Origin of the sequence: Oricola sp., assembly GCF_965230365.1 — a bacterium.
Taxonomy (GTDB): Bacteria; Pseudomonadota; Alphaproteobacteria; order Rhizobiales; family Rhizobiaceae; genus Oricola.
Window position 1 is genome coordinate 2,320,536 of record NZ_OZ246003.1, and the last position, 14,393, is coordinate 2,334,928.

Here is a 14,393-nt window from a genome sequence, read left to right on the forward strand (position 1 = left end):
GACGATGACCGAGGCGGAAATCGCGGCAATCGAAACCCGGCACCCGGAAGCCTTCCGCCGGTCGCTGCTGCGCCGCTTTGCCTACCCGCTCGCCGCCTTCGGCCTGCTGATCTACACGATCTATGTCTGGTGGTTCTTTTCCATCGGCGCGGTGTTCGCCAATGGCAATTGGGGCATAGCGGGCACTTATCTCGCCGACTGGGTATCCTACGAGGTCCGGCCCGACATCGAATACAAGACCGGCGATATCGAGGTGGTCTATCCGCGTTTCTCGCCGCTTGGTCCCAATCCGGATCCTGCCTGGATCCGCACCGAACGCGGAACCGTTACCGTAACCGTCGAAGGCAGCGGCAACACCGAGAGCAAGGCGCCATCGGCCGGCAGCTTTATGGCCCCGGCATCGCCGGCCACCAAGACGGGCGATGGCGACGGGCTCGCATTGTCCTTCATGGCGCCGGCATCGCCGGCCACCAACATCGGTTCGTCAACAAATCCCTCTGCCGAACCGACCGAAGCGACGACTGAACAACGCGAGGGGATTGTGTCTGCCGATGTCGCGATTTCCGAAAACGTCAGTCTGGCGATTACGGCCGACAAGATACGTGTCGCGAATGGCGATGACGTCGTTGTTCTGTCGATAGACAGGGTCGCGAAGACCGTGACACCCGAAACCGCATTGCCGGAATGGACTTTGCAGAAGGGTGAGGGTCTCAAGGTCTTCGCCTATTTCGGGTTTGCCGGCCGCGCCGAAATCAAGTGGAACGAAGTCAAGGTCTACCGGCGTTTCCTTGGCTGGGAAAACTTCTGGTTCGACACCGCATCGCCCTATTGGGGCAAGACCTTCACGCAGGTCGTGTCGTTGGCCTTCGCGGGTGAACGCATCGACGCCGACCGGTCCAATCTGGGTGTTCTCTGGGACAACATCGTCAACAATGCCGAGTGGCAGCACGGCGATGTCTGGATCAAGCTGTTGCAGACGATTGTCATGGCTTTCGTCGGCACATTGTTCGCCGTCATGGTCGGGTTTCCATTGTCGTTCCTTGCGGCACGCAACATAACGCCCAACCGCTTCCTAAATCAGGTCCTGAAGCGATTCTTCGACTTCCTGCGCTCCGTCGACATGCTGATCTGGGCGCTGTTCTTCACGCGGGCGTTCGGGCCGGGACCGCTGGCCGGTATCTCGGCGATCTTCTTCACCGACACCGGCACCTTCGGCAAGCTCTACTCCGAGGCGCTGGAAAATATCGACGACAAGCAGCGCGAGGGCGTGCGCTCCGTCGGCGCGTCGCCAGCCGCTGTTCAGCGCTTCGGTGTGGTGCCGCAGGTCCTCCCGGTCTTCGTCTCGCAGGCGCTCTACTTCTGGGAATCCAACACCCGGTCGGCGACGATCATCGGTGCTGTCGGCGCGGGCGGTATCGGCCTGAAGCTCTGGGAAGCGATGAGGACGAACTCCGACTGGGAAAACGTTGCCTATATGGTGCTTTTGATCCTTGTTGTGGTGTTTGTTTTCGACAACATATCGAACGCGTTGCGAAGCCGGTTGATCGGCGTGTCCCGATAACGCGGCGACCGCGTGTTTCGCGCGGTCGTGAAAACGTCACGGGTTTCGCTTGGGCCGGCGTTTTCGGTGGGCAAGACGTGACAAGACATGGAAAGCAGGAAGCATGAAAGCTGAGCTTGTTCTCAGAAACGCGAAAATCGTCCTGGAAGGTGAAGTCGTCCATGGATCGCTGACGATCCGCGACGGCACAATAGCCGCTGTCGACACCGGGAACGGGCAGGTGGGCGAGGACATGGATGGCGACTACGTCATTCCCGGTCTCGTCGAGCTGCATACGGATCACCTCGAATCGCACTACTCGCCGCGCCCGGGCGTGCGCTGGGACAGCATTGCCGCGATCCAGGCACATGACGCGCAGGTCGTGTCGTCGGGAATCACGACGGTATTCGACTGCCTCCGCATGGGCTCAGATGAGGATGGCGGCTTCGAAAAGGGCGAAATGCGCGGCATTGCCGACAGTCTGCAGCGGGCGCAGCGCGAAGAACGCCTGCGCGCCGAACACTTCATCCATCTGCGCTGCGAGGTTTCGGCGGCCGATGTTCTCGATCACTTCGAGGACTTCAAGGGCGATCCGCAGGTTCGGCTGGCATCCCTGATGGACCACGCGCCCGGTCAGCGCCAGTTCCAGACGATGGATCAGTACATCATCTACTACAAGGAGAAGCGCGGTCTCTCCGACGAGGAATTCCAGCACTTCGTCGAGCGCCGGCAGTCGGCGTCCGCGCGTTATGCCGCGCCGCACCGCAAGGCGATCGCCGAGGTCTGCAATGCGTGCGGGATTACCATCGCCAGCCATGATGACGCGACAGCGGAGCATGTCGAGGAGGCTGAGCATTTCGGCGTAAAGCTCGCCGAGTTTCCGACCAGCATGGAAGCGGCGCGCGGCTCGCATGACAAGGGTATGTCGGTGCTTATGGGCGCGCCCAACATCGTGCGCGGCAAGTCGCACTCGGGAAACATATCCGCGCGTGCGTTGGCCGATGCGGGCGTGCTGGATGTGCTGTCGTCCGACTACGTGCCCTTCAGCCTGATCCACGCGCCCTTCGTCCTGTCGGACGGTGAAAACGGAATGGATCTGCACGAGGCGATCAACCTGGTCGCCGCGACTCCGGCGAGAACCGTCGGATTGACGGACCGCGGCCGGATCGAGGAAGGCCTGCGTGCCGATCTCGCCCGCGTGCGCCGCGACAGCGGTGTCCCGGTGGTGCGGGCGGTCTGGCGGGAAGGCCGGCGTGTCGCCTGATGCAACGAACCGTGGCGGCAGCTTTGTCGCCGTGGTCGGTCCGAGCGGCGCCGGCAAGGACACGCTGATCGACGAGGCTCGGCGCGTTTTTGAGGGGCGAGACGACATCATGTTCGTTCGCCGTGTGATCACGCGAGACGCCATGATTGGTGCCGAAGACCACGATACGCTCACGCAAGCGGCGTTCGAGCAAGCGCTCGCCGAAGGCCGTTTTGCTGTCGACTGGCAGGCGCACGGGCTTCGATACGGAATCCCGCGCGAGGCGCTCGTCCATGTGCAAAACGGCGGAGTGGCTATCGCCAATTGCTCGCGTGGCGCGCTGGCTGTGATTCAAGGGCGGTTTCCCCGCGTCGCGGTCATCAGCGTCACGGCAAGACCGGACGTGCTGGCCGATCGCCTCGCCGCGCGGGGGCGCGAGAGCCGCGCCGATATCGAACGCAGACTGGCGCGAACGGTGCCGTCTTTCGAAGTCAATGCTGACGCCGTAGAGATCGACAACAGCGACTCTCTCGATCTCGCCGTTGCCCGCTTCGTCAAGTGCTTGAGTGACTTTGCGCGCGGTTGATGGAAACGATCACTCATCTTTTCAATCGATTGACATACATCATTTCGGCCGCACTTCCTGTGCGTTAGGCTCCCTTCACGGCAGGCTGTTCTGGTCTGCTCTCATCAATCGGAGCGCCGGTTGCGCCGGCCATTCGACCAGGGGAAGCCGACCATGCCCGCCAGTGCCGGTGCCGCTTATGTCATCCAGCAACCCACTGAACTCGTCGATGCACTCCTGGCGCAGGGTTGGCGCGTCGTCGGTCCGAGGGAACGCAACGGTGCCATCGTCTACGAGGAAATAGCGAACGGATCCGAACTGCCGCGCGGCCGGACAGACGAGCAGGGGCCGGCGCGCTACCGGCTGACGGACGGTGATCCCGATCGCTGGTTCGACTATGTCGTCGGTCCGCAAAGCTGGAAGAAATGGCTCTTTCCCGCGCGCCAGAAACTCTGGTCTGCGTCGCGTGCCGACGACGGCTTTGCCGTCGAGGAACCGGAAGAAGTTTACCCGAAGACCGCCTTCATCGGTGTGCGTGCCTGCGAAATCGCCGCGATACAGGTCCAGGACAAGGTCTTCGACAATGGTGACTTTGCCGATACGGGATATGGCATGCGCCGCGAAAACACGATGATTGTAGCGGTGCAATGCGCGCGGTCTGCCGACACGTGTTTCTGCGCGTCGATGAACACCGGGCCGCGCGCTGAGTCCGGCTTCGACCTTGCCCTGACCGAGCTTGATGGCGAGTTCCTGCTGGAATGCGGCACGGCGAAGGGCGCCGATGTGCTCGCTGCCGTCACGATGGCCGATGCGCAACCGGGCCATGTCGAGGCAGCGTCGCGCGTGACGGCGCAGGCGGCCGAAAGCCAGAGCCGGAAGATAGCGCCGGGTATCGCGTCGCTGTTGGCCGACAATCTCGAACATCCGCGCTGGGACGATGTCGCCGATCGCTGCATGTCGTGCGCGAACTGCACCCTGGCTTGCCCGACATGTTTCTGCACGGATGTCGAGGACACCAACGATCTTCAGGGCGACAACACCGAGCGCTGGCGCACATGGGACAGCTGTTTCACCCTCGATTTCAGCTACATCCACGGCGGCGCCGTCCGGCGTTCGACGCGCTCGCGCTACCGCCAGTGGATGACACACAAACTGTCGAGTTGGCATGATCAGTTCGGCACATCGGGTTGTGTCGGATGCGGGCGCTGCATCGCGTGGTGTCCCGTGGGAATCGATATCACCGAAGAAGCCGCCGCAATCGCGGCAGCGCCAGCGGAACAGGAGGCTTAAGAGCATGAAGATCCACGGCTTCGAGGAAATCCTGTCCGAACATCCGGTGTTCAAGGATTTCGACAAGGACACACTGGCGCTGCTCGCCGGTTGCGCCCGCAACGAGCATTTTGCCGCCGGCGCCGAGATCTATGGCGAGGGCAGCGGCGCCGACAAGGTCTACATCATCCGAGCCGGCGATGTGGCCGTTGAGATATCGGCGCCGGAGCGTGCGCCGATCGTCGTCGAAAGCCTGCACGCCGGCGATGTGCTCGGCTGGTCCTGGCTGGTGCCGCCTTACAAGCACATGTCCGATGCGCGCGCCGTTTCGGAGGTTCGCGCGGTCAGCCTCGATGCGGTTTGCCTGCGGGGCAAATGCGACGACAACCCGTCGCTTGGCTATGAGATGTTCAAACATTGGCTGCCGCACATGGCGGCGCGGGTGCGTTCACTGCGCATGCAGGTCCTCGATCTCTACGGAACCAAGAAACAGTAAGGCGCACGAACGGCCATGCAGAAGGATCCGATGATACCGCAGCGGTACCGCGTCAAACGTTCCTTTCAGGAGCTGGACGACGTGAGGACGATGGAACTCGTCGCCGTCGATGGCGAGACCATGTCGTTTCAGCCGGGGCAGTTCAACATGCTCTACGCGTTCGGCGTCGGTGAAATCGCGGTTTCGATTTCCGGAGATGCGGCCGAGGGCGATCAACTGGTTCACACGACACGCTCGGTGGGCGCCGTGTCTTCGGGGGTCAACAATTTGCGCGATGGCGACATGGTCGGTGTGCGCGGCCCGTTCGGCAGCGCCTGGCCGGTTGCGCAGGAAACCGGCCGCCACATTGTGTTCGTCGCCGGCGGTCTGGGTCTCGCCCCATTGCGTCCGGCGATTTATCATGTGCTGAACAACCGCGACAGCTATGCGGGCATGACGCTCGTCTACGGTGCGCGCTCGCCGGATGAACTGCTCTACCCCGAGCAATTGAAGGCGTGGAAATCGCGTTTCGACACCGAAGTCGAGGTAACGGTCGATCATGCCGACCGCAACTGGACCGGGCAGGTCGGCGTCGTGACCAAGAGCCTCGACCGGGCGCTTGCCGGAAACAACGCGTCGGAGGTATCGGCCTTCGTCTGCGGACCGGAAATCATGATGCGGTTCTCGGTCATGAGCCTTGAGGCCGCCGGGGTCACCGACGACCGGATCTGGGTCTCCATGGAGCGCAACATGAAATGCGCCATCGGGTTTTGCGGGCACTGCCAGTTCGGCCCGGATTTCATCTGCCGCGACGGTCCGGTTTTCCGGCAGGACGCGGTGGCCAATCGCATCGCAATGAAGGAGCTGTAGATCATGGCGCGCCCCAAGCTCGCAGTCTGGAAGTTCGCCTCATGCGACGGATGCCAGTTGACCTTGCTCGATTGCGAGGACGAATTGCTGGATATCGCCGGTCAGATCGATATCGCGCATTTTCTGGAGGCGACCAGTTCCATCGACAAGGGTCCCTACGACATCTCGCTCGTCGAAGGCTCGATCACCACGTCGCACGACGCGCATCGCATCCAGGAAATCCGCAAGAATTCCAGGACATTGATCACCATCGGCGCCTGTGCGACCGCCGGCGGCATCCAGGCGCTGCGCAACTTCGCCGATGTCGAGGCATTCACGCGGTCGGTCTATGCGCATCCGGAGTTTATCGACACGCTGGATACATCGACGGCGATTGCCGATCACGTGCCGGTCGATTTCGAGTTGCGCGGATGCCCGGTGTCCAAGCATCAATTGCTGGAACTGATCACCGCCACGCTGGCCGGGCGCAAGCCGCATGTCTCGCGCGCTTCGCAATGCACCGAATGCAAGCTGTCGGGCACGGTTTGCGTCATGGTCGCCCATGGCACGCCGTGCCTCGGGCCGGTCACCCAGGCCGGTTGCGGAAACCTCTGTCCGTCGCATGGCCGCGGTTGCTATGGGTGTTTCGGGCCGAAGGAAAACCCGAACCCGGCTGCGCTGACTGGCCATCTCGCCGCGCTCGGCATGGCGCGGGCCGAACTGCGCGATTTCTACCGCAGCTTCAACGCTGGCGCGCCTGATTTCGAAACGGAGAGCAGATCACATGAGTGAACGAATTCTCCAGGTCGATGCGCTTGCGCGCGTGGAAGGCGAGGGCGCGCTCTACGTCAAATTGAACGGCGACCAGATCGAGAAGGTCGAGTTCCGCATCTTCGAGCCGCCGCGCTTCTTTGAGGCTTTCATGGTCGGTCGCGATGCGCGTGAGGCCCCGGACATCACGTCGCGGATCTGCGGCATCTGCCCGATTGCCTACATCATGAGCGCCAGCCAGGCGGTCGAGGATGCGATCGGCGTGACCGTCACGCCGGAAATCCACGATCTGCGCCGGCTGATTTATTACGGCGAGTGGATCCAGAGCAATGTTCTGCACGCCGCCATGCTGCATGCGCCGGACTTCCTCAACCTGCATGACGCGATCAGCATCGCCGAGGTCAATCCCGAGCTGGTCAAATCCGCGTTGCGGCTCAAGAAGATCGGCAACAGCCTCATGGAGGTCGTGGGTGGGCGCGCAGTCCATCCGGTCAATACGCGTGTCGGCGGCTTCTACAGCGCACCGGCGCGCGACAAGATGCGCGCCCTGCTGCCCGAACTGGAATGGGGCATCGAGGCGGCGCGCGAGGTGGCATTGGCGTTCTCGGGCTTCGATTTCCCCGATGACGAACACGACTATCAGTTCGTGTCGCTGAAGCATCCGGACCGCTATGCGATCGCCGAGGGACGCATTGTATCGAGCCGCGGCATGGACATCGGCGTCGCCGAGTTCAACGATCACTTCTTCGAGGAACATGTGGCGCGCTCCAATGCGCTGCATGGGCGCATGCGTGACGGCTCGCCCTATCTCGTCGGCCCGCTGGCCCGCTACGCCAACAGTTTCGAGCAGCTTTCGCCGGCCAGCCAGGAGACGGCCCGGCTCTGCGGTCTCGGCGAGGTGGTGCGCAATCCGTTCAAGTCGATCCTGGTGCGCATGATTGAGGTGCAATTCGCCATCGAGGAGGCGGCCCGGATCATCGGCGACTATGAAGAGCCGGCGCAGTCCTTCGTCGAAACGCCGCTTCGCGCAGGCACCGGCCACGGCTGTACGGAAGCACCGCGCGGCATGTGTTACCACACCTACTCGATCGACGACGATGGCAAGATCGAAAGCGCGCAGATCGTCCCGCCGACCTCCCAGAACCAGCCGCAGATCGAAGTCGACCTGACGCGTGTGGTGGCGGCCAACATGGACATGACGGATGCCGACCTGCAATGGCGCTGCGAACAGACGATCCGCAATTACGATCCGTGCATCTCGTGTGCGACGCACTTCCTGAAGCTCACCGTCGAGCGCGGCTGATCCGATGGCTGGCAGCCCCCTCTATGTCGGGATCGGCAATTCCTTTCGCTCAGACGACGGGGTTGGCCCGTGGATCGCCGGCGAACTGGGCGCGCGCGGCCGTGACACCAAGGTTCACGCTGGCGACGGCACCGGCCTGATCGACCTCTTTCAGGAACGCGGGAGCATCGTGTTGATCGACGCCACGCAAAGCGGCGTCGAGCCGGGCACGCTGGTGACCTTCGATGCGATCGCCGACAGGTTACCGGCCGAGTTCTTCCGCTATTCGACGCATCGATTCGCCCTGGCCGAAGCCGTCGAGATCGCCCGTCATCTCGGTTTGCTGCCGAAAGAACTGATGGTCTACGGGATCGAGGGCGCGATATTCGAGCCCGGTACGTCGCTCTCGGCACCCGTACGCGCCGCAGCTGAAGGCTTGGTCGACCGGTTGGCGCGTCAGATGCAGCCGCAAGGTGCGGTCTGATGCATGAGATGGCAATGTGCCGCAACATCCTCGAGATCATCGAGGAACAGGCGGCTGCGCAAGGGTTCGCCAAGGTCAAGCGGATCAGCCTCGAAATCGGTCCGCTCGCCGGCGTCGAGGTCGAGGCGCTGAAGTTCGGTTTCGACGTCGTCACGCGCGGTTCGCTTGCCGATGGCGCGACGATTGATATCATTCGGCCCGAGGCGCGCGCGCGGTGCCTCGATTGCGGCGCGGACATGGTCATTCAACAGCGCTACGACCCGTGCCCGCGATGCGGCTCCCATCGGCTGCAGATCGCCAGCGGTGATGAGTTGCGGGTCAAGGAACTGGAGGTTGCCTGATGTGCACGGTTTGCGGATGTGAGCATCCCAGCGGCGCGGCGAAGGACGCGCATCGGTCGCATGACCACCACCATGGCGACGATGTCGACCGCACGATCCGCCTGGAGTTAGACATACTTGCGAAGAACAACGCATATGCCACTGAAAACAGGTCGCTTTTTGCTGATCGTGGTATTCTTGCGCTGAACTTGGTTTCAAGCCCCGGTTCCGGCAAGACGAGCCTGTTGGTCAAAACCATCGAGATGCTTGGCAATGGTCTCCGCGCCTGTGTGATCGAGGGCGACCAGCAGACCACCAACGACGCCGACCGTATTCGTGCCACAGGCGCGCCGGCCGTGCAGATCAACACCGGCAAGGGTTGTCACCTGGATGCGCACATGGTCGGCCACGGCATCGCCGACTTGCAGCCGCCGGAAGGCTCGCTCGTGTTCATCGAGAATGTCGGCAATCTTGTCTGCCCGGCGGCGTTCGATCTCGGCGAGGCGCACAAGGTCGCCATTCTCTCGGTCACCGAAGGCGAAGACAAGCCGATCAAATACCCGGACATGTTCGCCGCCGCCGACCTGGTGCTGCTCAACAAGACCGACCTTCTGCCGCATCTCGATTTCGATGTCGACGAGACCATCGCCAATGCGCGCAAGGTCAACCCGTCGATCAAGGTACTGCAGGTCTCGGCACGCACTGGCGAGGGCATGGAGAGTTGGCTTGCCTGGCTGAACGGCGCCCGCGCCATGGCGCTTGCCGGTCATCCAATTGGCGCGGCTGCGGAATGAGGACGGCGCCATGTGTCTTGCAATCCCGGCCAAGGTGACCGCGCTCGAGGACGGCGACATGGCCGTCGTGTCGCTGGAAGGCGTCAGGAAGCGCATTTCGGTCGCGTTGCTCGATGAGATCGCCGTCGGCGACTATGTGCTGATCCATGTCGGCTATGCGTTGCACCGGCTCTCCGAAAGCGAGGCGGCGCGCACGCTTTCACTGATGGCCGAGGCGGGCATTCTTTCCGGGGAACTGGAGGAAATGACCGGAGGCGAGGCATGAAATATGTCGACGAGTTTCGCGACCGGGAACTGGCGAAAACGTTGGCGTCGCGCATCGCCGCGGAGGCTGCTGGTGATCGCGACTATCACCTGATGGAGTTTTGCGGCGGCCACACCCATGCGATCTTTCGCTACGGCGTGCAGGATCTGGTGCCGGATAATGTCCGTTTCGTGCACGGGCCGGGTTGCCCTGTGTGCGTGCTGCCGTCGCGCCGCCTGGACGACGCCATCGAACTGGCCGAACGCCACGGCGTGATCCTGTGCACCTATGGCGACATGATGCGCGTGCCCGGCAGCAAACGCCGCTCGCTGATCCGCGCCAAGGCAGATGGCGCCGACATCCGCATGGTCTATTCGACGCTTGATGCGCTCAAGATCGCCCGCGACAATCCCGGTCGGCAGGTCGTTTTCTTCGCCATCGGCTTCGAGACGACAACCCCGCCGACCGCAGTCGCAATCAAGCAGGCCGAGGCCGAAGGGCTCGGCAACTTCAGCGTGTTCTGCAACCACGTACTGACGCCCTCTGCCATCGGACACATCTTGGAGTCGGAGGATTTTGCCGAAGGAGGACCGGCGCGGATTGACGCTTTCCTCGGGCCTTCGCATGTGTCGGCAGTCATTGGCTCCAGGCCCTACGAGGCGCCGGCCAAACACTACGGCAAGCCGGTGGTCATCGCCGGGTTCGAGCCGCTCGACGTGATGCAATCCGTGCTGATGCTGATCCGGCAGCTCAATGAGGGGCGTGTCGAGGTTGAGAACCAGTATACGCGCGTCGTCACCCGCGATGGCAACCGCAAGGCACAGGCGCTGGTTGCCGAGGTGCTGGAAGTTCGCGACGCCTTCGAATGGCGCGGCCTCGGCACGATCCCGCGCAGCGCGCTGCGTATCCGCGAACGTTTTGCCGCCTTCGACGCCGAGGAGCGTTTCGAAGTTTCCGACAAGAAGTCGGGCGAAGTGAAGTCCTGCGAGTGCCCGTCGGTGCTGCGCGGCGTCAAGAAGCCGACCGACTGCAAGCTCTTCGGCACGGTCTGCACGCCGGACAATCCCATGGGTTCGTGCATGGTTTCATCGGAAGGCGCGTGTGCGGCCTATTGGAGCTATGGCCGCTTCCGCGAACCCGCCCGCGATCTCGAAGGCACGGCGGCATGAATATGGCCGGTCCGGCAGTTGCGCCATTGTCCGGCGCGGTCGACATGACCCATGGTGGCGGCGGGCGGGCTTCGGCCGATCTGATCGCCGCGCTGTTCCAGCGCCATTTCGCTAATCCGGCGCTCGACCGGGGCGATGACGCCGCGCTTGTCGGCGTGCCCGCCGGCCGTATCGCGGTCTCCACCGACGGCCATGTGATCTCGCCGGTCTTCTTTCCCGGCGGCGACATCGGATCGCTGGCCGTTCACGGCACACTGAACGATGTGGCGATGGCCGGGGCGACGCCGGTATCGATGACCGCCGGTTTCATTCTGGAAGAGGGTTTTCCGCTCGCCGATCTGGAACGCATCGTCATGTCGATGGCGCAGGCGGCGAAGCATGCCGGCGTGCCGATTGTCGCAGGCGACACCAAGGTGGTCGAGAAGGGCAAGGGCGACGGCGTTTTCATCACCACGACCGGGATCGGCATCGTGCCGGACGGGGTGGACATCTCGGCGGCAAGCGCGCGCCCCGGCCAGGCGATTGTCCTGTCCGGATCCATTGGCGACCACGGCGTGGCGATCCTGTCGAAACGCGAGAACCTGGAATTCGAGACGGAGATCCAATCCGACAGCGCCGCGCTACACAACATGGCGGGCGCCATCGTGGCCGCGCATCCGGGCATCTCGGTGATGCGCGATCCGACCCGCGGCGGGCTGGCCGCCGCACTCAACGAGATCGCCCAGGCGTCCGCTGTCGGCGTGACGCTCGACGAGGCGGTAATTCCAGTGAAACCGGATGTGAAGGCGGCCTGCGAACTGCTTGGCCTCGACCCGCTCTACGTCGCCAATGAAGGCAAGATGATCTGCATCTGCGACGCGCCTATCGCCGCGAATGTGCTCTCCATCATGCGCGCCGATCCACTCGGCGTCGACGCCTGCATTATCGGGAAGATCACCGATGATCCGGCGCGGCTGGTTCGCATGACGACGCTGTTTGGTGGCACGCGCGTCGTTGACTGGCTCGCCGGAGAGCAACTGCCGAGGATTTGTTAGTCGTTGTCTGTCCAGGGACGACGCTACCGCGTGCGCGGTCTGGTACAAGGCGTTGGCTTTCGGCCGCATGTCTGGCGGCTGGCGAACACGTTGGGCCTTTCCGGCACTGTGCGCAATGACAGCGCCGGCGTCGAGATCGACGCGTGGGGCACTGCCCCGGTGCTGGAGCGGTTCGCGGAGAAGCTGCGTGACAGCAAGCCCGCACTCGCGCGTGTTGAAACTGTGGCGTGGCAGTCACTGGACGGGACCGCGCCAGATGACGGTTTCCGGATCGCGGAAAGCCTGGCCGGGGACGTCTCCACCGGCATCGTGCCCGACGCCGCCACCTGCGCCGACTGCCGCGCCGAAATCCTCGATGCGGCCAACCGGCGCTACCGCTACGCCTTCGCCAACTGCACCCATTGCGGGCCGCGCCTGTCGATCGTCGAGGGCATTCCCTATGATCGCGCGCGCACCTCGATGCGCGAATTCGAGATGTGCGGCGACTGCGCGAGCGAATATGCCGATCCCGCAGACCGCCGGTTTCATGCCCAGCCGAATTGCTGTCCGGTCTGCGGGCCGCGCCTGTGGCTTGAAGACGCGAAAGGTGAGGTCGATACCGTCGATCCGATTGTGGCGGCGGCAGGTCTGCTGCGCGATGGCCGCATCGTCGCGGTCAAGGGCATTGGCGGCTTTCACCTCGCCTGCGATGCGCTGAACGGTGCCGCCGTCGCCGAACTGCGCCGCCGCAAGCGCCGCCAGGCCAAGCCGTTTGCGGTCATGGCCCGCGATGTCGCGCAGATCAGGCAGTTTTGCGATGTCAGCGCCGCCGAGGAGCAACTGTTGAGCGGGCCGGCGGCGCCCATCGTGCTGCTCGAAAGGTTCGGCCTTTCGATGGCCGACGGTATCGCGCCCGGCCAGAACCGCATCGGCGCGATGTTGCCCTACACGCCGTTGCACATCCTGTTGATGGAGGCGCTCGACGGCCCTGTCGTGCTGACTTCGGGCAACCTCTCCGACGAGCCGCAGGTCATCGACAATGACGAGGCGCGCCAGCGGCTTGCCGGCGTGGCCGATGCCTGGCTGATGCATGACCGCGCCATCGTCAACCGGCTGGACGACTCGGTCGTTCGGTTCGATACGAACGGCCCACAGATCCTGCGCCGCGCGCGCGGCATGGCGCCCGCGCCGATTGCGCTTGCCGCGGGCTTCGCCGATGCGCCGCCGGTGCTGGCTATGGGCGCGGAGCTGAAATCCACTTTCTGCCTGCTGCGCGACGGCCAAGCGGTGGTCTCCCAGCATATCGGCGATCTGCAGGACGCCGCGACCCATGACGACTACCTGAAAGCGCTGCGGCTTTACCGCGACATTTACCGTTTCGAGCCGCGCGTGATCGCCGTCGATCGGCATCCCGACTATCACGCCACGCGGATCGGCGAGGCGCTGGCGGCGGAAACCGGCGCGCAAATTGCCCGCATCCAGCATCACCATGCCCATCTCGCTGCCTGCCTCGCCGAACACGGGATCGCGCCGGGCGACGACCGCTCCGTCGCGCTGATCCTCGACGGCACCGGGCTGGGCGCCGATGGCGTCATCTGGGGCGGCGAGGTACTGGTCGGCGGCTATGACGGCTTTGAGCGCGCCGGCCATCTGCCCGAAACGCCGCTGCCCGGCGGCGAGCAGGCGGCGCGCCAGCCCTGGCGCAACGCGGTCGCGCACTTGGATGGCGCGCTCGGCGCGGACTGGCTGCGTGAACTCGATGGAACGGAGACCGGACAATATCTGGCCGCAAAGCCGCTTCCCATGCTCGAAACGATGGTCGCGCGCGGCATCAATTCGCCGCTGTCGACCTCGACGGGTCGGTTGTTCGACGCGGTGGCGGCGCTGCTCGGCATCTGCCCCGACCGCCAGCACTATGAAGGTCAGGCCGCCATGGAGATGGAGGCGCTCGCCACGCCTCACGCCAAGACAGCCGGCGGCTATCCCGTAGACGTGATACGCAAAGCCGGCATTGCCGTCCCGACACTGCGGCCGCTGTGGCGGGCACTCGCCGAAGACCTGCGAAAAGGTGCCGAGCATGGCATCATCGCCGCGCGTTTCCACAACGGCCTCGCCGATGTGCTCGCCTCTATCGCCAGCCAAGCGGCAATGCAACGCGGCCTGCAGCGCATCGTCCTGTCCGGCGGGGTCATGCAGAACCGGTTGCTGACGCATCGCCTCTGCGCGGCGTTGACGGCCGGCGGCCACGAAGTGTTGTTGCATCGCCTTGTGCCGGCCAATGACGGCGGCGTGTCGCTCGGCCAGGCGGTCGTCGCTGCAAGGCTCGCAATCGCCGAAGCCGCAGGCTAAAACACCACCCGAAGACAAATTCGCTA

15 protein-coding genes are annotated in these 14,393 nt (G+C 63.7%); all 15 read left to right on the forward strand.

Translation table 11 applies throughout. From position 1 onward, the window contains the following. The first annotated feature begins 4 nt into the window (after positions 1 to 4). Complete coding sequence (phnE, locus tag ACO06R_RS11120; RefSeq protein ID WP_421859354.1) at positions 5 to 1,561, forward strand: phosphonate ABC transporter, permease protein PhnE; 1,557 nt, start codon at positions 5 to 7, stop codon at positions 1,559 to 1,561. Positions 1,562 to 1,664: 103 nt separating this feature from the next. Then, positions 1,665 to 2,804: an alpha-D-ribose 1-methylphosphonate 5-triphosphate diphosphatase gene (locus ACO06R_RS11125; RefSeq protein WP_421849460.1), complete on the forward strand. Its 1,140-nt coding sequence runs from the start codon at positions 1,665 to 1,667 to the stop codon at positions 2,802 to 2,804. After that, positions 2,794 to 3,369: a phosphonate metabolism protein/1,5-bisphosphokinase (PRPP-forming) PhnN gene (gene phnN / locus ACO06R_RS11130; RefSeq protein ID WP_421849462.1), complete on the forward strand. Its 576-nt coding sequence runs from the start codon at positions 2,794 to 2,796 to the stop codon at positions 3,367 to 3,369. The genes ACO06R_RS11125 and phnN overlap by 11 nt, the downstream gene beginning before the upstream one ends. Before the next feature lie 153 nt (positions 3,370 to 3,522). Continuing rightward, positions 3,523 to 4,638 carry a 4Fe-4S dicluster domain-containing protein gene (locus ACO06R_RS11135; protein ID WP_421849464.1) on the forward strand — a complete coding sequence of 372 codons (1,116 nt, stop codon included), beginning with the start codon at positions 3,523 to 3,525 and terminating at the stop codon, positions 4,636 to 4,638. A gap of 4 nt (positions 4,639 to 4,642) precedes the next feature. After that, positions 4,643 to 5,113 (forward strand): cyclic nucleotide-binding domain-containing protein, encoded by a 471-nt coding sequence (locus tag ACO06R_RS11140; protein ID WP_421849467.1) that lies wholly within the window; start codon positions 4,643 to 4,645, stop codon positions 5,111 to 5,113. A 30-nt stretch (positions 5,114 to 5,143) separates the two neighbouring features. After that, positions 5,144 to 5,962, forward strand: a complete 819-nt coding sequence (locus tag ACO06R_RS11145; protein ID WP_421849470.1) for an FAD/NAD(P)-binding protein — start codon at positions 5,144 to 5,146, stop codon at positions 5,960 to 5,962. Positions 5,963 to 5,965: 3 nt separating this feature from the next. Then, on the forward strand, positions 5,966 to 6,733 hold the full coding sequence (locus ACO06R_RS11150) for an oxidoreductase (RefSeq protein ID WP_421849473.1): 768 nt from the start codon (positions 5,966 to 5,968) through the stop codon (positions 6,731 to 6,733). After that, positions 6,726 to 8,015, forward strand: coding sequence for a Ni/Fe hydrogenase subunit alpha (locus ACO06R_RS11155; RefSeq protein WP_421849476.1), 1,290 nt, complete (start codon positions 6,726 to 6,728; stop codon positions 8,013 to 8,015). Before ACO06R_RS11150 ends, ACO06R_RS11155 begins: the two co-directional genes overlap by 8 nt. A 4-nt stretch (positions 8,016 to 8,019) precedes the next feature. Further along, positions 8,020 to 8,478 (forward strand): hydrogenase maturation protease, encoded by a 459-nt coding sequence (locus ACO06R_RS11160; protein ID WP_421849479.1) that lies wholly within the window; start codon positions 8,020 to 8,022, stop codon positions 8,476 to 8,478. Next, positions 8,478 to 8,819 (forward strand): hydrogenase maturation nickel metallochaperone HypA, encoded by a 342-nt coding sequence (gene hypA, locus ACO06R_RS11165; protein WP_421849483.1) that lies wholly within the window; start codon positions 8,478 to 8,480, stop codon positions 8,817 to 8,819. Before ACO06R_RS11160 ends, hypA begins: the two co-directional genes overlap by 1 nt. Further along, the gene (hypB, locus tag ACO06R_RS11170; protein WP_421849486.1) at positions 8,819 to 9,592 is read left to right on the forward strand and encodes a hydrogenase nickel incorporation protein HypB; all 774 of its coding nucleotides are present in this window, start codon (positions 8,819 to 8,821) and stop codon (positions 9,590 to 9,592) included. Before hypA ends, hypB begins: the two co-directional genes overlap by 1 nt. 10 nt (positions 9,593 to 9,602) lie before the next feature. Next, positions 9,603 to 9,857: a HypC/HybG/HupF family hydrogenase formation chaperone gene (locus tag ACO06R_RS11175; protein ID WP_421849489.1), complete on the forward strand. Its 255-nt coding sequence runs from the start codon at positions 9,603 to 9,605 to the stop codon at positions 9,855 to 9,857. Further along, positions 9,854 to 11,005, forward strand: a complete 1,152-nt coding sequence (gene hypD / locus ACO06R_RS11180) for a hydrogenase formation protein HypD (protein WP_421849493.1) — start codon at positions 9,854 to 9,856, stop codon at positions 11,003 to 11,005. Before ACO06R_RS11175 ends, hypD begins: the two co-directional genes overlap by 4 nt. After that, the gene (hypE, locus tag ACO06R_RS11185; protein WP_421849496.1) at positions 11,002 to 12,039 is read left to right on the forward strand and encodes a hydrogenase expression/formation protein HypE; all 1,038 of its coding nucleotides are present in this window, start codon (positions 11,002 to 11,004) and stop codon (positions 12,037 to 12,039) included. The genes hypD and hypE overlap by 4 nt, the downstream gene beginning before the upstream one ends. Before the next feature lie 3 nt (positions 12,040 to 12,042). Beyond that, positions 12,043 to 14,367 (forward strand): carbamoyltransferase HypF, encoded by a 2,325-nt coding sequence (hypF, locus tag ACO06R_RS11190; RefSeq protein WP_421849499.1) that lies wholly within the window; start codon positions 12,043 to 12,045, stop codon positions 14,365 to 14,367. Positions 14,368 to 14,393 lie beyond the last annotated feature (26 nt).